Here is a 26,701-nt window from a genome sequence, read left to right as displayed (position 1 = left end):
AAAAAGCCCGTCCTCCCTTCATGCCATCAGGGGTGGCTGCGTCCTTACCCCTGTTCGGTCGTCGGGCTGATCGGGTTGATCGCCCGCAGGGGCCGGGTGAACAAGGCGCAGACGCCAATTGCAAAGGCGCCGATGCCGACGCCGGGACCCCAATGCAACGTGATGAGGCCAAGGGTTGGAACGCCAAGGGCGATCAGCCCCCAGAAGGCTTGCTGGCGATATTTCACCGGCAGCCAATGGGCCAATACCACCAGCAAAAGCCAGCAGCCGATCGCCAGCAGCGAACAGATATGCGACGTGGTCACGCAGCAGCCTCTTGCAATTTGGCGGGCAGCGCATTGGCCCAGGTAGAGATCGTCCCGGCCCCAAGGCAAACGACCATATCGCCCGGTCGCGCCTGTTCGCGGACCAGCCGCGCCAGATCATCTTCGTTCAGGATGGCGCGCGCATGGCGGTGGCCGTGGGCGATCAAGCCTGCAACCAGATCATCACGCGACGCGCCCGGGATGGGGTCTTCGCCAGCGGCATAAACCTCGGCAATGGCCACGACATCGGCTTCGTTGAAACAGGTGCAGAAATCCTCGAACAGGTTCGACAGGCGCGAATAGCGATGCGGCTGATGCACCGCGATGACGCGGCCTTCGCTGGCCTGCCGCGCGGCTTTCAGGACGGCTGCAATTTCGACCGGGTGATGGCCGTAATCGTCGATGATGGTGACGCCGTTCACTTCACCCACGCGGGTGAAACGACGTCCGACGCCGCCGAATTTGGCCAGCGCGTCGCGGATCTCGGCTTTCTTCATGCCAAGGTGGCGGGCGACGGCAACGGCGGCCAGACAGTTGGACACGTTGTGATCACCCGGCATGGGCAGGGTGCAGCCTTCGATGATCTCAACCTCGCCGTTTTCATTCGGGCCTTCGCCTTGCAGGGCGATGTCGAAATGGGCGATACCGTTCTTGTAATGCAGGTTCAGGGCGCGAACGTCGGCCTGCGCGTTGAAGCCAAAGGTCACGACGCGGCGGTCGGTCAGCTTGCCGACCAGCGACTGAACCTCGGGGTGATCCGTGCAGCAGACGGCAAGACCGTAAAACGGGATGCCGGAAGCAAAGTTGTAAAATCCCTGACGCAAGGCGTCAAAGCTGCCCCAATGTTCCATATGCTCGGGGTCGATATTGGTGATGATGGCGATATCGGCGGGCAATCGGTTGAAGCTGCCATCGGATTCGTCAGCCTCGACCACCATCCATTCGCCGGCACCGGCGCGGGCGTTCGACCCATAGGCATGGATCACTCCGCCATTGATGACGGTCGGATCAATGCCGCCCGCATCCAGCAGCGTGGCAACCATGGTCGTGGTGGTTGTCTTGCCATGCGTTCCGGCGATGGCGATGTTGGATTTCATCCGCATCAGTTCGGCCAGCATTTCGGCCCGGCGAACCACGGGAAGGCCGCGCCGACGCGCCTCCTCAAGCTCGGGGTTGCCCTTCTTGATCGCGGTCGAGATGACAATGACCCCTGCCTGACCGATATTTTCGGCGCGCTGGCCTTCGAACACGGTGGCGCCAAGGGTTTCCAGCCGGTCGGTGATCTTGCTGCGCTTCAGGTCGCTGCCCTGCACCTGATAACCCAGTGTCAGCAAAACCTCGGCGATGCCCGACATCCCGATGCCGCCGATACCTACAAAATGAATCGGGCCCAGTTCACCGGGAAGTTTTGTCGCAGCGTTCATCGCGCAATCTCCGTGACGATTTCAAACAGCCTTCGCGCCGCATCGGGGCGGGCCAGGGTCAGCGCAGCATCGGCCATTGTCATGGCCTGCGCGGGATTATCGAGGATCTGGCGCATGTCGCGCGTCAGGCCGGCCGCGTCAAGCGTGGATTCCGGCAGAACCCGTGCCGCGCCGGATTGCGCCAAAGCCCGCGCGTTGGCCGTTTGATGATCGCCGGTGGCGGCGGCATAGGGAATCAGGATCGCCGGGCGGCCAATCACGGTGATATCCGCGAGGGACGACGCGCCCGACCGGCTGATGACCAATTGCGCCTGCGCAAGACGTTGGGGAACGTCTGAAAAGAAAGGCTGAACCTCGGCCTGGACCCCGGCGGCGGCATAGGCGGCCGTGACGCGTTCGGCATCTTCGGCGCGGGCCTGATGGCTGACGCGCAAGCGCGGGCGCATCATATCCGGCAGCCCGGCGATCGCGGCGGGAACCACGTCCGACAGCACGCGCGCACCCTGACTGCCGCCAATCACCAAGACGTGAAGTTCGCCCTGCCCCGGTGGAACGTAAGGCGCTGCGGAATATTCCAGCACGGCGGCGCGGACGGGGTTGCCGGTGTGGATGCCCTGCACACCTTTGGGCAGATCGGTCGGCCACGTGCCGCAGGCAACCCGGTTGACCCGATGCGAAAACAGCCGATTGACGCGCCCCATCACACCGTTCTGTTCGTGGATCATGCAAGGAATACCCAACGACACCGCCGCCGACATGGCAGGAATGGTCGGATAGCCACCAAAGCCGATCACGACCGAGGGGCGGTCGGCCTTGAAATCCTTTCGGGCGTCCATGACACCAGCGGCAATTTTCATCGGCGCCGTCAGTTTACCCATCAGCCCGCCGCGAGCGGTCGTTGCCGATTTCACCACGCTGCGCTGCACCGCATCGGGGAAGCCACCTGCATAACGCGCACCGCGATCATCGGTGGAAAGCTTCACCCGCCAGCCTTCGGCCAACAACAGCTCGGCCAACGCCTGAGCAGGAAACATATGGCCGCCGGTTCCCCCGGCGGCAATCAGGGCAAGCGGTGCGGGCATCAATGTCTCCGCCGCAGGATTTCGGCAAATTCACCTTGCGGACGTGTTCTGGTCAGGGCCAGCAACATGCCCATCGCAATGCCGGATGCGATCACGGACGAGCCGCCATAGCTGACAAAGGGCAGCGTCATCCCCTTGGCGGGCAGCAGACGCACGGCCACCCCCATATTGATCAGCGCCTGCACCCCGAATGCGCAGGCAAGGCCGGTTCCGGCGATGCGGGCAAAGGGGTCACGCTCTTTCAGCATCCGCAGCAGCGAACGCACGACGATGGTGCAGTAAAGCAGAATGATGGCCATCACCATGATGGTGCCATATTCCTCGGCCGCGACGGCGATGATAAAGTCGGTATGCGCATCCGGCAGCGACCATTTGACCGAGCCTTCGCCGACGCCGACACCAAAGAAGCCGCCGTCCTGAATGGCCTTTGTCGCGTAACCGATCTGCGTGCGCGGGTCGATTTCGGAGGACAGAAAGCCGTTGATCCGACGTGCAAAGTGTTCCGAGGCACCGTAGGCAAAAAAGCCGCCCATGACCGCGATCCCCGCCACGCCCATCAGCAGGATCATCGGTGCGCCAGCGACAAAATACATCACCAGCCATGAAAACAGCACCAGCGAGGCCTGACCAAAGTCGGGTTGCAGTGCCAGCAAGACCACGACCACCATGGCGGCCAGGAAAGAATACAGCTTGCCGGGTGGGCCGCCGACCTCTTGGCTGGCAGCCATGAACCATGCGCACAGGGCGACAAAGCCCGGCTTCAGAAACTCGGACGGCTGGATCGAGACGAAGCCAAGGCTGAGCCAGCGGGTTGCGCCCTTGCCGAAATCCGTGCCGATGACTGGCAGCACCAGAATAAGCACGAAAGAGACCAGAAACCCCATCACCCCGATGCGCCGGATCTGCTTGGGCGACATCATCGAAATGACCAGCATCACCACAAGGGCAAGGCCGCCGAACAAGGCCTGACGTTCAACATAATAGAATCGTGGAAGGTTGTTTTTTTCCGCCAGCGGCACCGAGGCCGCCAAACCAAGCAACAGACCAATTGCAAACAGGCCCAGCACGCATGCAAGGGACCATTTGTCCAAAGTCCGCCACCAGCGGGGTAGAATCGGGTCACCCGCCCGTAAGGGCGTGGCACCAAAGACCATCTCGGTCATGGGAATACCGCCGTCACTGCCTCTGTTTCGCCCAGTTTTCCCGGGTCTGAAGTTCAGCATAACGCGAAAAACCACGCCGCGCTACTACGGATTGCATGACCGCGCACAGAACCGACGCAGAGGAATTCAGCCCCTGATCGCGGTCCAGTCAGATCGTCAGGTCGATCAGCGTCCGGCCTTTACGCCGACCAACCGTGGCCGCGGTCATAGGCGTTGACGGGCGCAGCGGACCAGCCTTTCGGCGGCGCAACAGGGCGGAAAACCTCGACCATCAGGGGAAAACATGCGGCCAGATCCGAGGAATGGGCCGCACTGCAGTCACCGCCCGGGCAGGCTGACAATGCCGCCAGCAGGTCGATCTCGGAAAAGAACTCCAGATAGTCGCCGGGACGGACCGGGCTGGCTTTCATCATATATTGCCCGGTCTGACGGGAAAACCCGGTGCACTGAAGACATTCAGCACATCATGGACCAGCTTTTCGGCTTCGGGCAAGGGCAAGCCCCGCTTGCTGGCCAGCGCGCGGGTCAGGTTGGAATGGCAGCAATGGTGATACTGCCCGCCATCCGACAACAGGTTATGCGTATAAGGATCACAGCGCGTCCCGATGACATCGTGAACAGACAGCCCATAGTCATCGAACCCATACCAATCCAGCGTATCGTCGGTGATCGTGGCCATCGGGCGCATGGTCGGAAACGATGACCAAAGCTGGTCGCCAGTGGACAGATGCGTGCCATGCAGCGCCCGCGTTTTGCCCGAGTAGAAGCGCTCGGACAGATCGGCGGACCACAGGTTCAGATCGCCGACTTGCGGCCCTTCGACGCTGGTGATCCGAAAGAAGTGACCGGCGGGCACATCAAAACAACGCGCATCACGTGGCGGGATCAGGGTTTCGCTGACCTTGACCCAGCCAGCACGGGCAGCCTGCATTGCCGGCAGCTCAGGATGGGGCAAATCCTTGACAGGGTAGCAGGTCACGGGGGCAATCTGACGACGGGCGTCGGCATCTGCGGGTGCGGCATGGTCTGGCGTATCGGGTTTCATATCGGCTCCTGTTTTTGTCTCACCCTGTCGGATTTTCCACGGCGATCAATCGGTCGGATAGGCGACATAGGAAAATCGCCGGCTATCGGGCGCCCAGCTGTTCACATTGATCGTTCCTTGCCCACCAAACAATCGCACCGCATGAGCGGGGTTTGACCAATCTTCGTCGTGAACCAGCATCAGATCGACCCACAGATTTTCGGGATGCCCATTGGTTCCGTTTGGATAGGCCAGATAGACCGCCATACGGCCATCGGGGGACAGGTGTGGAAACCAGTCAACGGTTTCAGAATACGTCAATCGTGTCAGACCCGCGCCGTCCGGTCGCATCCGCGCAATCTGGGCGTGCCCGGAAAACACTTCGGTATTGAAATAAATCCATTCTGCGTTTGGGCTGTATTCCGGCCCGTCAGCCGGAACACCCGCGCGGGTGATCTGGCGAAAACCCTGCCCGTCCCACCCTATCGTGCAAATTTCAGCCGAGGTCATCCGCAACCGACCAGCCGTCAGGTCAGCCTGAACACCGACAAAGGCCAGTTGCCGACCATCCGGCGATACGCCATGCAGAAAATGGAGCAGCCCGTCCGGCCCGTCCTTGCCAGTGACTCGCCGTGCGCGGCCCCCCGCAAGAGGTGCCCGATAGATTTGCCAGTCGTCATAGGTCGAGACATAGATATGCTGCCCATCGGGGTCCAGGACGTGGTCGTTGTTGATTGCAGGTAGCCCGGTCAGGGCGATCGATCGCAGACCGGGATCAGCAAGATCGAGCCGCCAAAGCCCGCCGTCGCCATTCACGATCAGCGCCTGTCCGTCAAGCGTCCAGTTCGGCGCTTCCAACAGAAGTCCGCGCGTTTCAAGGATCAGAAAACTATCGCCGGTTTTCGTGTCATGGACCCAGATCTGGCAGCGCTGACCGGAAGCAAGGGTTCTGGGTTGGGCACACATACATCATGACCTTGATCAATTATTGCCTGCCCAGAAGAAGGCGCGACATGTCTGTCAAGCCGGCGGTCAAACACATTGCGATGCAGCATCGCAGCGCGCGCATCCGTAAAACCTTACCCTTATCCCAAAGTTGCCAATGCAGGAAATGTTTCCAGCAACCAAAAACTGAAGGCGGAAAACGCACCGGTGATCAGCATGATCCCGACAACCAGAAGCAAGCCGCCCATGACCCGCTCTATCGTGCTCAGCCAGGGCTTGATGCGGTTCATCAGCGTGATCGAGCGGTTGATGAAGATCGCCGCCAGCAGGAACGGGATGCCAAGACCGATGGCGTAGATGGCCAAAAGCGCCGTGCCGCGCGACAGCTCGCCCCCCGTTGCGGCAAGGGTCAGGATCATGCCCAGTTGCGGGCCGATGCAGGGGGTCCAGCCAAAGGCAAAGGCCAGACCCAGGATATAGGCCCCAAAGGCGCCGCCGTCCTGTTTGCCCGCAGTCAACCGGGCCTCCTGATCCAGAATCGGAATACGGATAATATGCAGGAAATGCAGACCCATGACGATGACCATGACGCCCGCGACTTTGGCCAGAATATCCTGATACTGCAGAAAGGCGCGGCCAAATGCCGAGGCCGCAAAGCCCATCACCAGAAAGACCGTCGAAAGCCCCAGAACAAAGAAAAGCGCAGGCAGAACCGCGCTGCGCTCTCTCTCCTTCAGGCCGTTCACGCCCACACCCGTCATATAGGCCAGATAGGGTGGCACGATTGGCAGGACACAGGGCGACAAAAACGAAAGTATCCCCGCAAACAGCGCAACAGCGGCGGCGGGGATAAAGGCGGCGGCGGCAAGATCGATTCCCAACATGGACGGCACTTTAGCGTCAATATCTGAACTTGGCAGGTGCCATGATGTCACGCCTTCGTGGGCGTGATCCGACAAACGAAAAGGGCGCGGTTTTCACCGCGCCCCGTTTTGTCTTGATCAACCCGGATCAGCGTCCGGCGGACCACCATCCACGCCGCTTGGAACGCGGCGACGCGTGTTCCGGCAAGCTTTCGGGTTCTGCATCCGTTTCCGGCGCGTTGGCAGCCTCATCCACCGAAAACTGCTGGCTTTCTTCTTCGGTCGTTTCGACGATTGCCAGTTCAGCCGGTGCCGCCACGGTTTCGGCGATCTGCTTTGGTTCTGCCGGGGTTTCGATCACGGTCGGCTCTGGGCGCATGTTGACGCCCGGCAATTCCTCGGCCCGGCTTTCCTCGCCGATATTGTCGCGCAGGTCGACAACATCGGGCAAGCCGCCAGCCTCGACCGGTGCAGCTGCATCATCGTTTTTCTTGCGCCCACGCGAACGGGACCGACGTTTGCGAGCAGAATTATTATCTTCGCCCGCGGTGACCGTTTCAGCCGCCTCTTCCGTCATGTCGGGCTGAGCATCATTCGTATCATTCGCGCTGTCGTCTGCGGCGTCCAGTGCATCACCTTCGGCCCGATCGCCGTTTTTCCGGCGACGGCGGCGGCGGCGGCGACGCGAACGGCTGCCATCGCCGTTTTCCTCGTCGGAATTATCGGCATTCGCGACCGACTTGTCATCCTCATCACGATCTTCGTCTTGATCCTCTGCGGCCAGCGCGACATCATCTTCGTCCTCATCGTCGATCTGGGCCATCAGGTCGGCGTCGACACCAAGGACAGGGGCCGCGATTTCCGGCACATTGCGGGTGGCCGTCTTGAACTTCTCGATCGCGAAATCGGGAGAAATCAGGCTGGGATCAGCCTCTACCCGGACGGACATGCCATAACGCGCTTCGATTGTCGCGATATGCTCACGCTTCTGGTTCATCAGGAAGTTGCTGACCGCGACGGGTGCCTTGACCAGCACTTCGCGCGAACGCTTGCGCGTGCCCTCTTCCTCGATGGCGCGCAGAATCGTCAGTGCAAGGCTGTCATCGCTGCGGATCAGACCGGTGCCGTGGCAATGGGCGCAAGGCTGCGTGGTGCTTTCCAACATCCCGGGGCGCAGACGTTGACGCGACATTTCCATCAGGCCAAAGCCCGAGATGCGGCCGACCTGAATCCGTGCGCGATCCGATTTCAACTTGTCTTTCAATCGCTTCTCGACGGCGGCGTTGTTCCGACGCTCTTCCATGTCGATGAAGTCGATGACGATCAGGCCGGCAAGGTCGCGCAAACGGACCTGACGCGCGACCTCATCCGCTGCTTCAAGGTTGGTTTTCAGCGCCGTATCTTCGATACTGCCTTCCTTGGTGGCACGGCCCGAGTTCACGTCGATGGCGACAAGCGCCTCGGTAATACCGATGACGATATAACCGCCCGACTTCAACTGCACGACCGGGTTGAACATGCCCGACAGATAGCTTTCGACCTGATAACGGGCAAAAAGCGGCATCGGATCGCCGTAATGTTTCACGTTCTTGGCGTGGGACGGCATGATCATTTTCATGAAATCCTTGGCCACGCGATAACCGCGCTCACCCTCGACCAGAACCTCGTCGATCTCTTTGCTGTAAAGATCGCGGATGGTGCGTTTGATCAGGTCGCCCTCTTCGTAGATCGGCGCAGGTGCGACCGACCGGAAGGTCAGATCGCGGATCTGTTCCCACAAACGCAGCAGATATTCGTAGTCGCGCCGGATTTCGGTCCGGGTGCGTTGGCTGCCCGCAGTGCGAATGATCAGGCCAGCGCCCTTGGGCACGTCCAACTCGCCTGCGATATCCTTCAACTTCTTGCGGTCGACAGCATTGGTAATCTTGCGGCTGATCCCGCCGCCGCGTGCGGTATTGGGCATCAGAACGCAGTAACGCCCCGGCAGCGACAGATACGTGGTCAGCGCCGCGCCCTTGTTGCCGCGCTCTTCCTTGACCACCTGCACCAGCATGATCTGGCGAACCTTGATCACTTCCTGAATCTTGTAGCGGCGCGGGCGCGACTTTTTCGAAACACGAATTTCTTCGGTCACGTCTTCTTCAGCGACCGACTCGATCGTGTCGTCCTTGTCTTTGGACCGATCATCGCTGTTTTCGTCAGCATCTGCCGTGCTGGTCACGTCAATCGGCTCATCAACCGCATCGGTTGCCGTTTCGCTTTCCAGCAAGGCGTCAGCCGCATCGATATCCGTCACTAGAACGTCGTCCGAAGTGACGACCTCATCTCCGCTGGTGCTGGCTTCGGCCCGAGGACGGCGAGATTTGCGGCGCGCTGACTGTTTGGCTTCTTCTGCCTCCTGCGCTTCGGCGTAGGCGCGTTCTTCGGCGATCAGCGCGTCACGGTCTGCCGCAGGGATCTGATAGTAATCCGGATGGATTTCGGCGAAAGCCAGAAAGCCGTGGCGGTTTCCGCCATAATCCACAAAAGCCGCCTGTAACGACGGCTCAACCCGCGTCACTTTGGCCAGATAGATATTTCCCGAGATTTGCCGTTTATTTATAGTCTCGAAATCAAATTCTTCGACCTTGGTTCCGTCGACCACAACCACCCGAGTTTCCTCGGCATGTGTGGCGTCGATCAGCATTTTTTTTGCCATTTTTATGTCTTTCGCACATCCTGATGCCCGGCGGGGCCAATGGCTCTGCCAGGGTAGGGATGCGATTTGATGGGGACGTCGGCACGGCTGCAAGAAAGGGATCGCGGACGGCAAGGCGATCGCCATGCCCTGTCCGATATAATCCGTTCTGTGCGCGCGCCATCGCGTCTGTTCCTTGTAAGACCCGTGGGCGGATGCCGGCCGGGCCGCTGACTTATCATCGCCCCTCCGCGGAAGATCGCGTTCTGGGCGGGCTTTCCCGTGGGGTATGTGCTGTCCGCCAATCAGGCCAGAGTTCAGCAAATCCCACTACGAAACTTTTGGCGTCATGCAACCCTGAGTTGAGAGGCGTAACGCATAGACCCAACATAGAGGCTGCCACTAGGAAAATTCAATGCCCAAAAGATGTTCCGGTGTTATGGGCGATATCTGGCCAGCAAATTAGCTATACAATTCATTTCCCAATTCCCGCCAGCACCCGGAATTTTTCATGCTTGCGCAGCCTAACGGCCTTGTCACGCAGGCTTAACGCTTCATTCACCCGGCTGTCGCATGATCCATCTATTCAACAGCCCAAACGGCTTGAAGCAGGGGCGGTATCATGCCGATCATCAAGGTCAATCCGGATCAGACTTCGCCTGGCGATGCCTACCGTCTGGCGAAATCATTGCCAGACAGCGCGCCGATCATCGCCATGATCCACGGCTATCGCTACTCGCCCCACATACCGCACCATGACCCCCACCGGCATATTTTGGCGCTTGATCCTTTACAGGATGTGCCACGCGTCTTGTCATGGCCACGTGCCTTGGGCTTTGGCGGCGAAGATATGAGCGAGGGGCTGGCGATCGCATTTGGCTGGGAAGCACGGGGACGTCTGGGCACGGCTTTTGCACGCGCGGCGGGGGCCGGAAACTGGTTGGGCGGCTATCTGTCTGACATTGCGGATGCCGCCGGGCGCCCCGTTTCCATCATCGGACATTCGATGGGTGCGCGGGTCGCCCTGAAATCGCTGCATCATACCACGCCTGGCAGCATTGGACGGATCATTTTGCTGGCAGGGGCCGAATTTGAGGATGAAGCGGCGCAAGCACTGCACACCCCCGCAGGCAAGCTGGCCGAGGTTATCAATGTGACATCTCGTGAAAACGATCTGTTCGATTTCGGGATCGAGCTTTGGCTGGGCCGTGGGCGCAAGCGGGCCTTGGGCTTTGGCCTGAAACAGCCTGCGCTGAACTGGGTCGATTTGCAGATCGACTGCCCCGAAAACCTGAAAGAGCTTGGCCGGATGGGATTCGATATTGATCGCGCCCCGCTGCGCCTGTCACATTCATCGCCATATCTGCGGCGTGGTATGTTTGATTTCTATCGCACCGCGTTACGTCAGCCTTGGGCCTTGCCGCTGCCGATGCTGCGGCACCGCCTGTCAGGGCAGATCACGCCCCGCTGGTCCCGCCTGTTGGCCCCTCCTGCCCAGATCGGCGGCCTGCGCGCCTGACCCCGGCCTTGCTGCATCATGGACAGTCGCTGATCCGCACCCTCCATATTGGTAAGATAAACCACCAGTCGTTGCTTGCTTAGAGGCAGAATGACAATGTTATCGGGTTGATTCATCCGGTGCGTCCGTTGGCTTGTCCAGCGCATGATCGCGGTAAAGCCGCGCATTTGCCATCAAGAAAACGAACAAAATCAACGGAAGGCCAAAGGTTTTGAAATAAACCCAGCTCGTTTCGGACATCGTGCGCCAGACCACCTCATTTGCGACAGCCAGCGCCAGAAACAGCAACGCCATTCGCAAGGTCAGCTTGCGCCAGCCAGCGACATCCATCGGCAAGGCTTCCGACAGCACCGCCTGCAGCCAGTCTTTGCCGGCAAGATAGCTATATCCCAAAATTCCCGCAAACAGCAGATAGATGATCGTGGGTTTGATTTTGAAGAAGCGAGGATCGTTCAACCAGACCGACAAGCCGCCGAAGACGACGACCAGCACCAGCGTCGCGACCTGCATCGGGGCCAGCTTGCCCGTCAGACGCCATTGAAGCAGCGTCGCCAGTGCAAGAACAGGAATGAAAATCAGCGTTGCAAAGACCAGCGCGGTATATTCCTGACCCCACAAATTGACCGTATCGCCGCGCTTCAGCATGAAAATAGCAAAAAACAGCAGCAACGGACCGTATTCCAGCACTGGTTTGACCCAGGGTTTTGTTGCTTTCATCGCGTCTTTTCCAGTCATGAGATCGCCAAATTGGCCGGTTTGCGTTCGGCGCTGTATTTGATGCCTGCAGACGTCTTATGCAAGGAAACTTATTGCACAAGTGCGTTTTATATGTGCGCACTTATTCGCCGTGCATAGGATTTGCGATATCCTGCCGCTGCGGGTTGGCGGTTGGGCGATGCCGACAAGCAGCTTGGAAAACTGCGCGCTTCCGGGTCGACACGAGTGCACACAAGCGCGGACAGCCACGAGCGTGCGATTTGATTGTAATGTTTTACTTCAATCCAGGCGAATCGCTGCCAAAATCGGGCCGGGCTGGTCAGCGCCGCCATCCTCTCTTTGCACCAGCAGGACGTGCTTGGTATCGGCAGGCATAGATTCGTCAGCGGCACCATCAGGGCGGATGGTCATCCGCAACGGACCATTGCCGTCCCACTCGGCAAGCTGGTCCATCCCGACCACGACATTTGTGTAGGTCACGACCTTGCCGCGATTTTCGCCCGCCTTCACTTCGATCTGACGTTCGGGAACATAACGGACCAGCAGAATATCGACCTGCCCACCAATATCAGACAGGGGCATCAGTTCGATCGCCTCACCGTTGCCGGTGCTTTCGCGACGCACACTGACCAGTGTGGGCGCGACACGGCTGGCATCGATCAACCCCATCAGCTGAGCCGGTCCCGGAGCAAGCGCCGTATCCTGCCCATCAACGATCAGCTGCGGCGTATAAAGCGACCGCTCGCCCGCAGCGCGGGCATAAAGCTCTTGTCGTTCGGTAAATTCGGGGCGGGCAAAGCTGTCGGCCCAACCAAGATAATCCCAGTAATCCACATGAAATGACAGCGGCAATACATTGGGATCATTCGCAAGTGCGGCAAGCATCGCATCGGCAGGCGGACAGGATGAACACCCCTGCGAGGTGAACAATTCCACCACCACCGGCAAGGAAGGGACAGTCAGTCCGTATTCTTCCATCGGTGGCGTAACGGCGTCTGTCGCCGCGAAACTGTTATAGGTCGCCGTTTCCGGCGGCGCAAAGGCAGCACCGGGTGCGGGTTGCAAGCGGCTGGAATCGTCAGGGGCCGATATCACGGGCGCTCCGCCCATATCTGACGCGCCCGCTTGCCCACCGGGCCCGTTGCGCCCGCCAGCGCCACCCGACCCACCAGGGCCTTGCGCGAATGCCGCCCCGAAAGGCTGCAACGCCATCAGCGCCAGCATCGTTCCCTGCAACGCGACACGCCGCAAGTTCAGGGAATGATGTTCAAGGGTGCCAGTCGCCAAAGCCATCAGGATCGGATCTTCTGCATTAATGAAACTTCTCATTCCAATAACGGCCCAATGCCGATTGCTACAAATCACCGCTTTGTTAGCTGGTCCGCGAGGTCGCAAAGCGTGTTTCTTCAGCAACATCTGGATTTTTGGTATGCAATCGCATACATTAGGCCAGTAACTCCTTGCGTAGCCCCGTCACATGGGGCAAATCAAGGATACGCATGCCCGACCCATCCAATTCGCAGACAGGGAGGCCTTGATGCCAATTCAGACCGGAACCGATACCGCCAAGACACGTCGCACTTTGAAAGTCGGGGGGCAGTCGGTTGATTATTACTCTATCGCGGCTGCCACGGAAGCAGGCCTTGGCGATTTTTCAAAGCTGCCAGCCTCGTTGAAAGTGGTGCTGGAAAATATGCTTCGCTTCGAGGATGATGGCCGCACCGTCAGCACCGAGGACATTAAAGCCTTTGCCGAATGGGCTGAAAAAGAAGGTAAAAACCCGCGCGAGATTGCCTATCGCCCTGCCCGCGTGCTGATGCAGGACTTCACTGGCGTTCCTGCCGTGGTCGATCTTGCTGCGATGCGCGACGGAATTGTGGCACTTGGTGGCGACGCACAAAAGATCAACCCGTTGAACCCGGTTGATCTGGTCATCGACCATTCGGTCATGGTGGATGAGTTCGGCACGCCGCGCGCCTTTCAGTTCAACGTCGAACGTGAATATGAGCGTAACATCGAACGCTACCAATTCCTGAAATGGGGTCAGAAGGCGTTCCAGAACTTCCGCGTGGTGCCGCCGGGCACGGGCATCTGTCACCAGGTCAATCTTGAATATCTGGCCCAGACCGTCTGGACGGATACCGATCAAGACGGCGCGACCGTCGCCTATCCCGACACTTTGGTCGGCACCGATTCGCACACCACCATGGTCAACGGCCTTGCCGTTCTGGGGTGGGGTGTCGGCGGGATCGAGGCCGAAGCTGCGATGCTGGGCCAGCCGATCTCGATGCTGATCCCCGAAGTCGTCGGCTTCAAGATCACCGGCGCGCTGAAAGAAGGCGTGACCGCCACCGATCTGGTGCTGAAGGTCGTCCAGATGCTGCGCAAGCATGGCGTGGTCAACAAGTTCGTCGAATTCTACGGCGACGGGCTGGATCACATGCCGCTGGCCGACCGTGCGACCATCGCCAACATGGCCCCCGAATATGGCGCGACCTGCGGCTTTTTCCCGGTTGACGGCGAAACCCTGCGTTACCTGCGTCAGACCGGCCGCGACGAAGACCGTATCGCGCTGGTCGAAGCCTACGCGAAGGAAAACGGCTTCTGGCGCGGTGCCGATTACGCGCCGGTCTATACCTCGACGCTGGAGCTGGATCAGGGCGATGTCGTGCCGGCGATTTCGGGCCCCTCGCGCCCGCAAGACCATGTTGCGCTGTCCGATGCCGCGTTCGAGTTCAACAGATACATCTGCGGCAACCGCAAGCTGAAAGAACCGACCCGGACCGAGGCGAAGACCTGGAATGAAGAAGGTGGCGCCCCGGCCCCCGATCACCTGCCGGGTCACCGCCCCGGCTTCCATGAAGGCGCCGTCGAGGGCGAAAATTACAAACTTCACGACGGTTCGGTCGTGATCGCGGCCATCACCTCCTGCACCAACACCTCGAACCCCTATGTGCTGGTGGCTGCTGGTCTGGTCGCCCGCAAGGCACGTGCGCTTGGGCTGAATCGCAAGCCTTGGGTCAAGACATCGCTGGCACCGGGATCACAGGTGGTCGAGGCTTATCTGAAGGCCGCAAACCTGCAGGAAGATCTGGATGCACTGGGCTTTGATCTGGTCGGCTTCGGCTGCACCACCTGCATCGGCAACTCTGGCCCGCTGGAGCCGGCGATTTCGAAATCGATCAACGATAACGATCTGATCGCCACGGCAGTCCTGTCGGGCAACCGCAATTTCGAAGGTCGCATCTCGCCTGATGTCCGCGCGAACTATCTGGCCAGTCCACCGCTCGTGGTGGCCTATGCCATCGCTGGCGACATGAACATCGACCTGACCAGCGAACCGCTGGGCATCTCGAAGGACGGCAAGCCGGTTTACCTGAAAGACATCTGGCCAAGCTCGAAAGAAGTGGCCGAGATGGTCGAAAGCGTCGTCACGCGCGAAATGTTTCAGGAAAAATACGCCGACGTCTTCAAGGGTGACGAACGGTGGCGCGCCGTCGAAACCACGGATAGCGAAGTCTATGACTGGCCGCCGACCTCGACCTATATCCAGAACCCGCCCTATTTCCAGGGCATGTCCAAGGATGCGGGCCAGATTCATGACATCAAGGGCGCACGTGTTCTGGCGCTGCTGGGCGACATGATCACCACCGACCACATCAGTCCGGCCGGTTCGTTCAAGCCGACAACCCCGGCCGGTCAGTACCTGACCGAGCGTCAGGTGGCCCCGCGTGACTTCAACAGCTATGGCTCGCGCCGCGGCAACCACGAGGTCATGATGCGCGGCACCTTTGCCAATATCCGCATCAAGAACGAGATGCTGGACGGCGTCGAGGGCGGCTACACCAAGGGACCGGACGGTCAGCAGACCTCGATCTACGATGCGGCGATGGCCTATGAGGCACAGGGCACGCCGCTGGTCATCATCGGCGGGGTGGAATATGGCGCCGGCTCGTCACGCGACTGGGCGGCCAAGGGCACCAACCTGCTGGGCGTCAAAGCCGTGATCGCCGAAAGTTTTGAGCGTATTCACCGCTCAAACCTGATCGGCATGGGCGTCATCCCCTTCGAGTTCACCGGCGACGACAACCGCAAGACGCTGAAGCTGACCGGAGATGAACAGATCACCATCGAAAATCTGGGCGACGTGAAGCCGCTGCAGATTGTCGATGCCACGATCAAATACGCCGATGGCACCGAAAAGGTGATCAAACTCAAGGCCCGCATCGATACCGAGGTAGAGATCGAATACCTAAAGAATGGCGGCGTGCTGCACTATGTTCTGCGGAATCTGGCTGCAAGCTGATCGACCAACCGATTGATGCGAAAAGCCCCCGGGGATTTCCTGGGGGCTTTTTCATGTTCGACATCAGGGCATTGCGACGCCTTTGTTATCCTGCTGAAACCGCTTTGACCTGCCGTGCCCCTTTCTGGTCGTTTCGGTCAAAGCGGAAGCGGCGGCTGAAGCGGGTTTTGGCGCGGGGCTGCGAATACCGGCAGCCAATGTACCGGTGCGCTGACGGGGCATCCGTCTCTCAGCCGTGCGCACAGGGTCGCACGGTCACATCGGGCATGACCATGGACTTCCAATGGTCTGCCATGGCCGAACACCAAAGCGCCCCCGGTTGCCAGCCGGGGGCGCTTGTCGTTGTTGTGGTGACGGTCAGCCGCCGATGGCGATCCCCTCGCGGCGCGGATCCGCGCCACCCAGCAACCCTTCGGGTGTTATCGCGATCCCTTGCAGTCCTGAATTCAACTCGGTCTCATTCACCTCGAACCCCAGATCGGTCAGGGCCTGAGCTATATCGGTGGCCGCCGTGCCCGCCTCGACATCCAGCGGGCCGAAGCGGTTCACGATATTGGGCAATGCGATGGCTTGCTGCACGTCCAGCCCCCAATCCAGATGGCCGATGATCGCTTTGGCGACATAGCCGATGATCCGGCTGCCACCCGGCGAGCCGATCACCAGAACCGGCTTGTCATCCTTCATCACGATCATCGGTGCCATCGACGAACGCGGGCGTTTTCCGGGCGCGACCGCATTGGCAATCGGATAGCCCGCCTCGTCATGCGTCTCGAACGAAAAATCGGTCAACTCGTTGTTCAGCAGAAAGCCCCCCGCCATGATACGTGCGCCAAAGCCGTTTTCGATGGTCGTCGTCATCGACAGCGCATTGCCGTCACTGTCCACGATGGAGATATGCGTGGTCGAGGGCAGTTCCAACGCGCTGTCCTGTCCCCACAGCATCGCGTGGTCCCAGGTGGGCGTGCCGGCGCTCACCTCGGGCAGGCTGTCGTCGCCCGCCAGCAGTTTGCCCCGTTCGGCCAGATAGGCCGGATCAATCAGCCCTTTCGTCGGCATCGGCACGAAATCCGCATCGGCCATATATCGGCCACGATCGGCAAATGCCAAACGCGACGCATCGCCGATCAACCGCCAGCTTTCGGGGTTTTCCGCGCCCAGCGAGGCAAGGTCATAGCCACCTAGCATCCCCAGAATTTGCCCGACCGTCAGCCCGCCCGAAGATGGCGGGCCCATGCCGCAGACGTCATGCTCACGATAGTCCACGCAGACCGCAGGACGCTCGATCACGCGATAGGCGGCCAGATCGGCCATCGACAGCACGCCCGGATTGCCATCGACACCTTGGACGGCGTTGATGATCTCTGCGGCGACCGGGCCTGTGTAAAAGCCGTCAGCCCCTTCGCTGGCCAGTCGGTGCAAGGTTTCGGCATAGGCCGGGTTGGTCAGCACCGCACCCGCTGCAACCGCGGTCCCGCCCGGAAAGAAATACCCGGTCGTCGCCGGATCGGCTTGCAGCGCCTCGCCCTCACCCGCGACCAGTTCGGCAAGGCGGGGCGAGACGGTAAACCCGTTTTCAGCCAGATTGATGCCATCGGTGAACAGGCTGGCCCAATTGGCCTTGCCCCATTTGCGATGCGCAGCCTCTAACAAGGCGGGCGTGCCGGGTGTGCCGACAGAACGTCCGCCAACCACAGCTTCCATGAACTCCAGCGGCTGGCCCTGATCGTTCAGAAACAGGCCGGGCGTCACCAGTTTGGGCGCTGTTTCGCGCGCGTCCAACGTGGTCAGTTCGCCCGTTTCCGCGTCATACCAGACAAGGAATGAACCGCCCCCCAAGCCAGAGCTTTGCGGCTCGACCAGACCCAGAACCACCTGCACGGCAACCATCGCATCGGCGGCACTGCCGCCCGCTTCCAGCACACGGGCGCCTGCCTGAACGGCCAGCGGATGCGCGGCGGCGACCATCCAGTTCTGACCTTCGACCGGCTGACCTTCGGCCTTCGCGGCCAAGGCAGCACGCGCCGCATCGGTCAGATCGCCGAACGCATCCTGCGCCGATGTCTCAGTCGCCGCTTCGGGCGCGACGGCATCCGCCGCCTCTTGCGCGGCGGCGGGCATGGCGGCGACGCCCCCCAGCAACAGCGCCATGACCAAGGATTTACGTGTCATCCGTCCCCCCAACTCTCATCTTGAATTGGGTTAGTGTGACCCGCTCAACCAGCGGGTGCAAGCGGGGCTTCAGCGTTCGGCGGAAAGCGCCTTTTCCAGTTCCGGCAGGAAGCGGTTGGTGAAATCTTCGCGCACCAGCGGACCTGCAAAGCGATACAAGACCTTGCCATCACCATCGACGATAAAGGTTTCAGGCGGCGCGGTGACGCCCCAGTCAATCGCCCCCCTGCCCTGCGGATCGGTCGCCAGCGCGTGGAACGGATCGCCGTCCTGCTGCAGAAACGCCAGCGCGTTCGCCTCGGGGTCTTTCAGATCAATGCCGTAAACCGGCAGTTTCTTGGAAAGCTCGGTCAGCGTCGGATGCTCGGCCCGACAGGGCGGGCACCAACTGGCCCAGAAATTCACCAGCTTCACACCCGGTTGGCGCAGCATCGCGTCGGTCAGTTGGGTTTTGCCGGGCAAGGTCGTCTGCGGCACCGCAGGCGCTTCACGGCCAATCATGGTCGAGGGCAGATCATTCGGGTTGTCGCGCCCCATGCCCCACAGAAACATGGCGGCTAGGCCCGCGAATATGACAGGCGGCAGGGCGACAAGCGGTGAAATCTTAGCCATTTCTGCGATTTTCCTGTTTTTCCAGATCGCGACGGGCGCGGGCGTTCGCGGTCCATGTCTGCCAGATCAGGGCCGCCAGCAAAGCCAGCGATACGCCATAAGCCGCCAGCACCGTGGTGGAATATTTGCCAAGTTCGATCATGCGCGGGCCTCTTTCGCTTGCAGGGCTGCCAGACGGCGGCGGCGGATTTCCGTGCGTGTGCGGATCAGCAGCAGCGCCAGAAACAGCAGGAAAAAGCCCAGCATCGACAGGTAAAGCGGATAGCGATAGATCGCGCTCATCCTTTCGCCGGGGGCGACCGACAGGCTGGCCCCCTGATGCAGGCCCTGGTTCCAGAACAGCACCGCATAGCGCGACAGCAGCGCAAAGACCGATCCGACAAGGCACAACACCCCGGTCAGGTCGGCCGCGCTGTCGGCATCCTCGACCGCAGACCAAAGCGCGATATAGCCGATATAGAATAGCAGCAGGATCAGAAAGCTGGTCAGGCGCGGATCCCATTCCCACCATGTGCCCCACATCGGCTGGCCCCAGATGGCCCCGGTCGCCAATGCGATCAGCGTCATCACCGCACCGATCGGGGCGGCAGCCTTGGCGGCCAAGGCGCTGACATGATGACGGCGAATCAGCCAGATCAGGCTGGCGACCAGCATCATCACCCAGATATTGATCGCCATCATGGCTGCGGGGACATGCAGGAAGACGATCTTGACGGTCGATCCCTGGCGATAATCTTCGGGCGTCAGAAAGCCCCAGGCGACGCCACCCACCGTGCAGATCACGGCCGCGCCCACGATCCACGGCAATGCCGCGCCCGAGCTGCGCATGAACTTGACAGGATTGGCGTATTCCCAGATCGACATGGTTCCTCCCTAGCCTTGGCTTGGTCCGCGCTCAAGCCACGATCAACGCAGATTGATCCGCAACGCGGCGGCAGCGGCAAACGGGATCAGCGCAATCACGCCCGTCGTGATCCCCGCCAGAAACAGCAGCGGCGTCGCAGGGTCGCCGCCCTCTTGCCCGCGACGGATCACCTCGGTCCCGAAGATCAGTGTCGGTATATACAGCGGCAGCACCAGCAGCGACAGCAGCAGGCCGCCGCGACGCAGGCCAACCGTCACAGCCGCCCCGAACGCGCCCAGCATCGACATGGCCGGCGTTCCGATCAGAAGTGAGATGATCAGCCACGGCACCGCTTGCGCGGGCAGATGCAGCAACAGACCGAACAGCGGGGCGGCGACGACCAGCGGCAGCATCGTGGTGATCCAATGCGCCAGCGCCTTGACCGCGACGACACCTTCCAACGGCAAAGGCGCGGTGGCCAGCAGATCCAGACTGCCATCCTCGTAATCCAGCGCGAAGATGCGATCCAGTGACAACAAGCAGGCCAACAATGCGCCCAGCCACAGGATGCCCGGCGCAATGGGCCGCAAGGCACTGGTGTCCGGGCCGACGCCAAAGGGCACCAGCGCGCACAGGATCAGGAAAAAGGCCACCGCCAGACCAAAACCACCGCCCGCCCGTGTCGCAAGGCGCAGATCGCGGATCAGCAGCGCGATCACGCGAAAGCCTCGTTGAAGCCGGCAGGTCTGTGGGTTGCCCCCGGCCGGGCGCGACAGGCGGTCAGATCCAGCACGGCGGCCTCGGTCAGGCCAAGGTCGATATGGGTGGCAATCAGCGCAGCGCCTCCATGCGCCAGCTGGTCACGGATGACCGCCGCAAAACGCGTCACCGATTCCGCATCCAGCGAAACCGTCGGTTCGTCCAGCACCCATATTGGCCGCCCACTGACCAGCACCCGCGCCAGCCCAAGGCGGCGCTTTTGCCCGGCTGACAGGCTGCCGGCAGGGCGATCTTCCAGCGCGGTCAGGTCCATCGCCTGGAGTGCGGGCAGAATATCGCGACGCCCAAAAACCGCGGCCCAGAAGCGCAGGTTTTCCGCCACTGTCAGCGTGGTTTTCAAGCCGTCGGCATGGGCCGCATAGGCCACTGCATCCTCGGCCATGTCCATGCGCCCCTGAACTGCGGGCTGCAGCCCCGCAATGGTGCGCAACAGGGTTGTCTTGCCCACGCCATTGGGGCCACGCAGGATCAGCGCCTGCCCCGCATCAAGGGAAAAGGAAACACCTTCCACCGCCCGCAGACCGCCGCGCGACACGGCAAGATCGTGGACGGTCAGCAGGCTCACAGGGGCAGCAGCGCGCAGGCGACGCGACGCCCCTCGGACAGGGTGACGTTATAGATGCGCGCAGCGGTGGGCGATGCCATCACCTCGACCATGACGCCGACCTGTTGCAGGTCCGCGACCAGACCGGCGGGCGGGTGGGCGATATTCGCGCCCATCCCCAGAAACAGAACGTCCACCTTGCCGCCAAGCGCCAGCAGCGCATCGCGATCTTCCAGACCGCCCCAAGGCTGGCCACCGCTTTCCTGCACGATGACCGCCCCCTGAATGACCTTGCCATCGACCCGGAAAAAGCCGGGGCCATAGCCATCTACCGGCACCGCCCCATTAAATTCCGTCGGGTTCATCGCCATCAGGGCATCTCGGCGTTCGAGAAGGGTGACGGGTCTTTCTTCGGACCGTTCTTGGACCAGTCACGTTTTACGCCCAGCCACAGCACGATGTTCTTGGCGACGTAGATGGTTGAGTAACACCCCACGATAACGCCCCACAGCATCGCAATGATGAAGTCGCGAATCACATCGCCGCCAAAGATCAGCATGGCGGTCAGCGCCAGCGCGGTCGTGACAGCGGTCATGATTGTACGCGACAAGGTTTCGTTGACCGTCAGGTTCATCACGTCGATCAACGGCATGGATTTGTATTTGATCAGGTTCTCTCGCAACCTGTCGAACACGACCACGGTGTCGTTGACGGAATAGCCCAGCGTTGTCAGCAGCGCGACAATCGTCAGCAGATCAAAGCGCAGTTGCAGCAGCGCGAAAAGCCCGATCGTCAGCAGGATATCATGAATCAGCGAAACCACCGCGCCGATGGCGAACTGCCATTCGAAACGCAGCCAGATATAGGCCATGATGCCCAGGGTTGCCGCACCGACCGCATAAAGCGCGGTCTTGATCAGTTCCGACGACACTTTCGGCCCAACGGAATCCACCGCGGCAAAGCGAACCTGCGGGTCCACCTGTTGCAGCGCGGCCTCGACCTGGTTCAGCTGCTCTTGCGAGACGGAACCGGTTTCATTCGTCGTGCCGATACGGATCATCGCGACATGGCGGTCTTCGCCAAAGGTCGGGTCAAACACCTCGGTGATGGACACATCGCCCAGATCCAGCGCGTTGATCGCGTTGCGATATTCGCCCACTTCGAACGCGGTAGAGCTTTCGGTGCGGATGGTTGTGCCACCCTTGAAGTCGATACCGAAGTTCAGCCCCATCGTCATGATCAGCACGACCGAAACCACCATCGCCAGCGCCGACAGGCCAAAGGTCAGCCATTGCACGCGAAAGAAGTTGATCTTCGTATTGTCGGGGACGAGTTTAAGACGGAATGCCATTGTTCGTTCCCTTCCTAAAGGACCAGTTCCTGCGGCTTGCGCCGCTCGATCCACCAGACAATCATCAGGCGGGTCAGGAAGATTGCAGTAAAGACCGATGTGACAAGGCCAATGGTCATGGTGACGGCGAACCCTTTGACCGGACCCGAGCCCATGAAGAACATGACCGCAGCGGCGATAAATGTCGTCACGTTGGCGTCGATGATTGCACTCATCGCTTCGCTGAAGCCGTCACCGATGGCCCGAACGACCTTTTTGCCGGCACGTAACTCCTCTCGGATACGCTCAAAGATAATGACGTTCGCATCGACCGCTGTGCCAACGGTCAGAACGATCCCGGCGATCCCCGGCAGGGTCATGGTCGCCCCCAGAACCGACATCACCGCCAAGATCAGGATGACGTTGATAATGACCGAGACCGAAGCAAAGACACCAAACAGCCCATAGCTGGCGATCATATAGGCCACGACAGCAACCGTGGCGACGATGGCCGACAGACGCCCGGCATCAATACTGTCCTGTCCCAATTCGGGGCCGATCGTGCGTTCTTCCAGAAAGTCCATCTGCGCAGGCAACGCGCCCGCACGCAGCAGAACTGCCAGACGATTGGCTTCATCGTAATCCATCGCACCCGAGATCTGGCCCGAACCGCCACGGATGGCCTGACGGATATTCGGGGCCGAGACGACCTCATTATCCAGAACGATCGCGAAAGGCTGGCCGACATTGGCTGCGGTATAGTCACCGAATTTTCGCGCGCCCGAGGGGTTGAAACGGAAATCAACCGCAGGCTGGCCGTTCTGATCTGTCGCGGGCATCGCATCGACAAGCTCATCCCCGGTCACGACAGGACTTTCCTCAAGGGTGTAAAACAGCCCCTCCTGTTCCAGATCCGGCACGATGATCTGCCCAACCTGCGCCCGGGCATTGGGATCACTTCCCACGCCGATCACAGAATGGAAGGTCAGTTTCGCGGTCGTTCCGATCAGTTCCTTCAATTCCTCGGCCGAGCCGATACCCGGCACCTGAATCAGAATGCGGTCCTTGCCCTGCTGCATGATGGTCGGTTCACGGGTGCCGACTTCATCAACGCGACGGCGGATGATTTCCAGGCTTTGCAGAACGGTGCGCTGGTCGGTCGCCTCTTTTTCGGCATCGGACAATTGCACGGTGATCGTGCTGCCATCAGCCAAAATCGACAGCGATTGCTGACCCGCGCCCGTCAGCGTGGTGATCGGGTCGGAAAAACCGCGCACGATTTCAACGGCACGCTGCATCTGGTCGGCATTGCCGATTTCCAGCTTCAGCACGCCATCTTCAGCCGGTAACCGACGGATCGAGCCGATGGTCTGGCGTTCCGCCGCAAGCGCGTTTCGGATTTCGGGCCACAGACTGTCCATGCGGCTTTTGTAAACCTCGGCCACGCGAACTTCGCCCAACAGATGGGCACCGCCACGAAGATCAAGCCCCAGATTGACCAGTCCGCTGGGCAGCCAGCTTGGCCAGCCATCACGCTGCGCAATCAATTCCGGCGTTTCGACACCGGTTTTTTCGATGGTCGCGACGGCATCGTTGTGCTGTTCGACACGCTGGTAGAAAAGATTGGGCGCAGCCAAGGCCAGGCCCAGCAGGGCCAGGCCGACAATCAGGATGCGTTTCCATCGGTCAATCTGAAGCATCTTGGCTTACGCCCTTTGTCTTGATCTTAACGTTCTTGGCAGATCAGCTGTTGGCTGCGACCGGCTCGGTCTTGGAAATCACCTGCGATACGGTGCCGCGAATGATGCGGACGCGCACGCCCTGACTGATTTCCACTTCCAGCTGGTCGTCATGGACCGCAACAACCTTGCCCAGAATGCCGCCCTGCGTGACGACCTGATCGCCTTTTTTCAGCGCGGCAACCATTTCGCGGTGCTGTTTCGCACGCTTCTGCTGCGGGCGGATCATCAGAAAATACATGATCGCGAAGATCAGGATCAGCGGGATGAACTGCGCAAAGGCAGCACCAGAACCGGCTGAACCGGCGGCCTGAGCGTAGGCGGGGGTCGCAAACATGCAATATCCTTTCGGCTGTCGGAACGGGCTGACAGGTCGCCAGCCCCGTTTGAATTGGCGCGCAACCTATCCGCGGCATCGGCCCTTGGCAAGAAAAGGCCGGTCTAATGTGGACCCATTCGGTCAAACAGGATCGTGAACGGACGTCACCCTGCAGCTTTCGCCGCGACGACCGGCTGTGCGCGTTCAACCAGACGGGCAAAGAAACTGGCCCCGACGGGCGAGATTTCGTCATTGAAATCATAGGTCGGATTATGAACGCCCGGCCCATCGCCCTGCCCAATGAACAGATAACAGCCGGGCCGCGCTTCCAGCATATAGCTGAAATCCTCGGCCCCCATTTCCCGGCCAGAATCGGCGATGACACGATTTTCGCCCGCGATTTCCTTGGCCACCTGCACGGCAAAGTCGGTTTCGTCGGCATCGTTCACGGTCGCCGGATAGCCTTCCTGATAATCCAGCCGGACGGAAACATCATAGGCGGTCCCCTCGCCATCGCAGATCTGCGTCATCCGCCTGCGCACCATGTCCCGCACCTGTGGGGCAAAGGTGCGGACCGTGCCGCAAATATAGGCGGTATCCGGCACGATATTATCCGCGCTGCCGGTATGAATCTGCGTCACCGATACGACCAGATCATCCATCGCATAGTGATTGCGGCTGGAAATCGTCTGGATCGCGCTGACGATTCCGACGGCGGCCACGACCGGATCGGCGGTCATATGCGGCATCGCGCCATGGCCGCCGCGCCCCTGCACATAGATTTCAAACTTGTCGACAGCCGCCATGATCGGCCCCGGCCCCGTCTGAAACACACCTTCGTCCTGACCGGGACTGTTGTGCATCGCAAAAACCCGGCCGATATCAAAGCGGTCCATGATCCCGTCGCGGACCATGGCATCGCCGCCGCCGCCATCTTCTTCAGCGGGCTGAAAGATCAGCGCGACACGACCCCTGAAATTCCGCGTCTCGGCCAGATATTTTGCAGCCCCCAGCAACATCGTGGTGTGCCCATCATGCCCGCAGGCATGCATCCGGCCCGGCACCTTGGATGCATAATCCAGCCCGGTTGTTTCCTGCATCGGCAGCGCATCCATATCCGCACGCAGGCCAAGCGTCGGGCCAGCGCCCTGCCCATTGATGATCGCCACCACGCCCGTCTTGCCGATTCCTTCGTGGATTTCGTCGACCCCGAATTCCTGCAGGCGCTGCACGACAAAAGCAGCCGTTTCCTGGCACTCAAACCCAAGTTCCGGGTTTTCGTGCAGATGACGGCGCCATGCGGTCATTTCGTCGGCGTAATCGGCAATTCGGTTCAGGATCGGCATGTGGACTTGGCTTTCCGGCTGTGGCACTCGAAGGCATCAGACCCGAGTTTGGGAAAAAAGCAATGCCAATGACCGCGCCAAAATCCGAACGCCGCGACCCAAAAGCCGAAATTGCACGCCTGATCGACATCATGGCACAACTTCGTGATCCAAAAACCGGATGCCCCTGGGATATCGAACAGGACTTTGCCTCGATCGCGCCCTATACGATCGAGGAAGCGCATGAGGTTGCCGATGCGATCGACCGCAAGGCGTGGGACGAACTGCCGGGCGAACTGGGCGACCTGCTGTTGCAGGTGGTGTTTCACGCGCAGATGGCGGATGAGGGGGGGATGTTCGATTTCGCCGATTGCGCCGCTGCAATCTCGGACAAGCTGATCTTTCGCCATCCGCATGTCTTTGGCGACGAAAGCCGCGACAAATCTGCCGAACAACAGGTCAAGGACTGGGAGGCGATCAAGGCTGTTGAGCGGGCGGGCAAGGCCGAACGCGGCACTTTGGACGGCGTGGCCATGGGACTGCCTGCCCTGACCCGCGCCATCAAGCTGCAAAATCGGGCTGCACGCGTTGGTTTTGACTGGCCCGATGCCGCCAATGTGCTGGACAAGATATCCGAGGAAACCGCTGAACTGGTCGAGGCACGCGATACCCTTGGCCCCGACGCGCTGGAGGAAGAATTCGGCGACCTGCTGTTCGTCATGGCCAATCTGGCCCGGCATCTGGAGATCGACCCGGAACTGGCCCTGCGCCGCGCCAATGCGAAATTCACGCGGCGCTTTCAGTCGATCGAAAAGGCCTTGGCCACAGACGGACGCCGCCCCGAAGACAGCGACCTGCCCGAAATGGACCGCCTTTGGGATGAGGCGAAAGCCGTCGAAAAGGCGCAAAAAACCTAAGGAGCGCACCCTTTTCACAGCCACACCGACAAAGGCGCAGCACCATCTGCGCCTTTTTTTTCGCATATTCAAAATTATCTATAATTTTTAATTATTC

23 protein-coding genes and 1 pseudogene are annotated in these 26,701 nt (G+C 60.4%); 3 read left to right on the top strand and 21 right to left on the bottom strand.

All coding sequences use genetic code 11. The features are described 5' to 3' along the window. Positions 1-44 precede the first annotated feature (44 nt). From H4P12_RS19080 to H4P12_RS16235, 8 genes and pseudogenes are all read right to left on the bottom strand, one after another. The gene (locus tag H4P12_RS19080; protein ID WP_187794726.1) at positions 45-305 is read right to left on the bottom strand and encodes a DUF2484 family protein; all 261 of its coding nucleotides are present in this window, start codon (positions 303-305) and stop codon (positions 45-47) included. Then, positions 302-1,729: a UDP-N-acetylmuramate--L-alanine ligase gene (gene murC, locus H4P12_RS16265; protein ID WP_187794725.1), complete on the bottom strand. Its 1,428-nt coding sequence runs from the start codon at positions 1,727-1,729 to the stop codon at positions 302-304. Before murC ends, H4P12_RS19080 begins: the two co-directional genes overlap by 4 nt. Continuing rightward, positions 1,726-2,811 carry an undecaprenyldiphospho-muramoylpentapeptide beta-N-acetylglucosaminyltransferase gene (gene murG, locus H4P12_RS16260; protein ID WP_187794724.1) on the bottom strand — a complete coding sequence of 362 codons (1,086 nt, stop codon included), beginning with the start codon at positions 2,809-2,811 and terminating at the stop codon, positions 1,726-1,728. Before murG ends, murC begins: the two co-directional genes overlap by 4 nt. Further along, positions 2,811-3,974 (bottom strand): putative lipid II flippase FtsW, encoded by a 1,164-nt coding sequence (gene ftsW, locus H4P12_RS16255; protein ID WP_187794723.1) that lies wholly within the window; start codon positions 3,972-3,974, stop codon positions 2,811-2,813. The genes murG and ftsW overlap by 1 nt, the downstream gene beginning before the upstream one ends. 179 nt (positions 3,975-4,153) lie before the next feature. Further along, positions 4,154-5,019, bottom strand: a pseudogene (locus H4P12_RS16250) (urea carboxylase-associated family protein). Positions 5,020-5,064: 45 nt separating this feature from the next. Further along, on the bottom strand, positions 5,065-5,964 hold the full coding sequence (locus H4P12_RS16245) for a TolB-like translocation protein (RefSeq protein WP_187794722.1): 900 nt from the start codon (positions 5,962-5,964) through the stop codon (positions 5,065-5,067). Between the two features lie 119 nt (positions 5,965-6,083). Beyond that, the gene (locus H4P12_RS16240) at positions 6,084-6,827 is read right to left on the bottom strand and encodes a cytochrome c biogenesis CcdA family protein (protein ID WP_187794721.1); all 744 of its coding nucleotides are present in this window, start codon (positions 6,825-6,827) and stop codon (positions 6,084-6,086) included. A gap of 127 nt (positions 6,828-6,954) precedes the next feature. After that, a complete protein-coding gene (locus tag H4P12_RS16235) occupies positions 6,955-9,504 on the bottom strand; it encodes an Rne/Rng family ribonuclease (protein WP_187794720.1) in 2,550 nt (849 codons plus the stop codon). A 601-nt stretch (positions 9,505-10,105) separates the two neighbouring features. Here H4P12_RS16235 and H4P12_RS16230 point away from each other — a divergent pair. Then, positions 10,106-11,002 carry an alpha/beta hydrolase family protein gene (locus H4P12_RS16230; RefSeq protein WP_187794719.1) on the top strand — a complete coding sequence of 299 codons (897 nt, stop codon included), beginning with the start codon at positions 10,106-10,108 and terminating at the stop codon, positions 11,000-11,002. 99 nt (positions 11,003-11,101) lie between these two features. On the opposite strand, the gene H4P12_RS16225 is transcribed toward H4P12_RS16230, so the two are convergent. After that, entirely contained in the window at positions 11,102-11,719 is a 618-nt protein-coding gene (locus H4P12_RS16225; RefSeq protein WP_187794718.1) for an inner membrane-spanning protein YciB, read from the bottom strand. Between the two features lie 279 nt (positions 11,720-11,998). Then, positions 11,999-13,048 (bottom strand): DUF1223 domain-containing protein, encoded by a 1,050-nt coding sequence (locus H4P12_RS16220; RefSeq protein ID WP_187794717.1) that lies wholly within the window; start codon positions 13,046-13,048, stop codon positions 11,999-12,001. A 208-nt stretch (positions 13,049-13,256) separates the two neighbouring features. On the opposite strand from H4P12_RS16220, the gene acnA reads away from it, so the two are divergent. Then, positions 13,257-16,025: an aconitate hydratase AcnA gene (gene acnA / locus H4P12_RS16215; protein WP_187794716.1), complete on the top strand. Its 2,769-nt coding sequence runs from the start codon at positions 13,257-13,259 to the stop codon at positions 16,023-16,025. 357 nt (positions 16,026-16,382) lie between these two features. Here acnA and ggt read toward each other — a convergent pair whose 3' ends face one another. The 11 genes from ggt to H4P12_RS16160 all read right to left on the bottom strand — a co-directional run bounded on the left by ggt (position 16,383) and on the right by H4P12_RS16160 (position 25,708). After that, positions 16,383-18,194, bottom strand: a complete 1,812-nt coding sequence (gene ggt / locus H4P12_RS16210; protein ID WP_187794715.1) for a gamma-glutamyltransferase — start codon at positions 18,192-18,194, stop codon at positions 16,383-16,385. A 69-nt stretch (positions 18,195-18,263) separates the two neighbouring features. Continuing rightward, positions 18,264-18,806, bottom strand: a complete 543-nt coding sequence (locus H4P12_RS16205; RefSeq protein ID WP_187794714.1) for a DsbE family thiol:disulfide interchange protein — start codon at positions 18,804-18,806, stop codon at positions 18,264-18,266. Then, positions 18,799-18,948: a heme exporter protein CcmD gene (gene ccmD / locus H4P12_RS16200; protein ID WP_187794713.1), complete on the bottom strand. Its 150-nt coding sequence runs from the start codon at positions 18,946-18,948 to the stop codon at positions 18,799-18,801. Before ccmD ends, H4P12_RS16205 begins: the two co-directional genes overlap by 8 nt. Next, positions 18,945-19,670: a heme ABC transporter permease CcmC gene (ccmC, locus tag H4P12_RS16195; RefSeq protein ID WP_187794712.1), complete on the bottom strand. Its 726-nt coding sequence runs from the start codon at positions 19,668-19,670 to the stop codon at positions 18,945-18,947. Before ccmC ends, ccmD begins: the two co-directional genes overlap by 4 nt. Positions 19,671-19,712: 42 nt before the next feature. Next, positions 19,713-20,369: a heme exporter protein CcmB gene (ccmB, locus tag H4P12_RS16190; RefSeq protein ID WP_187794711.1), complete on the bottom strand. Its 657-nt coding sequence runs from the start codon at positions 20,367-20,369 to the stop codon at positions 19,713-19,715. Next, positions 20,366-20,995 (bottom strand): heme ABC exporter ATP-binding protein CcmA, encoded by a 630-nt coding sequence (gene ccmA / locus H4P12_RS16185; protein ID WP_187794710.1) that lies wholly within the window; start codon positions 20,993-20,995, stop codon positions 20,366-20,368. The genes ccmB and ccmA overlap by 4 nt, the downstream gene beginning before the upstream one ends. Beyond that, positions 20,992-21,345, bottom strand: coding sequence for an Mth938-like domain-containing protein (locus H4P12_RS16180; RefSeq protein WP_187794709.1), 354 nt, complete (start codon positions 21,343-21,345; stop codon positions 20,992-20,994). Before H4P12_RS16180 ends, ccmA begins: the two co-directional genes overlap by 4 nt. Beyond that, on the bottom strand, positions 21,345-22,325 hold the full coding sequence (gene secF / locus H4P12_RS16175; RefSeq protein ID WP_187794708.1) for a protein translocase subunit SecF: 981 nt from the start codon (positions 22,323-22,325) through the stop codon (positions 21,345-21,347). The genes H4P12_RS16180 and secF overlap by 1 nt, the downstream gene beginning before the upstream one ends. 14 nt (positions 22,326-22,339) lie before the next feature. Further along, positions 22,340-24,004, bottom strand: coding sequence for a protein translocase subunit SecD (gene secD / locus H4P12_RS16170; protein WP_187794707.1), 1,665 nt, complete (start codon positions 24,002-24,004; stop codon positions 22,340-22,342). A 43-nt stretch (positions 24,005-24,047) separates the two neighbouring features. Further along, positions 24,048-24,380 carry a preprotein translocase subunit YajC gene (yajC, locus tag H4P12_RS16165; RefSeq protein WP_187794706.1) on the bottom strand — a complete coding sequence of 111 codons (333 nt, stop codon included), beginning with the start codon at positions 24,378-24,380 and terminating at the stop codon, positions 24,048-24,050. A gap of 146 nt (positions 24,381-24,526) precedes the next feature. Further along, on the bottom strand, positions 24,527-25,708 hold the full coding sequence (locus tag H4P12_RS16160) for a M20 aminoacylase family protein (RefSeq protein WP_187794705.1): 1,182 nt from the start codon (positions 25,706-25,708) through the stop codon (positions 24,527-24,529). A 68-nt stretch (positions 25,709-25,776) separates the two neighbouring features. Between H4P12_RS16160 and mazG the strand changes: the two genes are divergently transcribed. Beyond that, a complete protein-coding gene (gene mazG, locus H4P12_RS16155) occupies positions 25,777-26,604 on the top strand; it encodes a nucleoside triphosphate pyrophosphohydrolase (RefSeq protein ID WP_187794704.1) in 828 nt (275 codons plus the stop codon). The last annotated feature ends 97 nt before the right edge of the window (positions 26,605-26,701 follow it).

Source organism: Paracoccus amoyensis, from assembly GCF_014490725.1.
Taxonomy (GTDB): domain Bacteria; phylum Pseudomonadota; class Alphaproteobacteria; order Rhodobacterales; family Rhodobacteraceae; genus Paracoccus; species Paracoccus amoyensis.
Note: the sequence above shows the minus strand (reverse complement) of the source record. Positions and strands in the feature narration are given on the sequence as shown.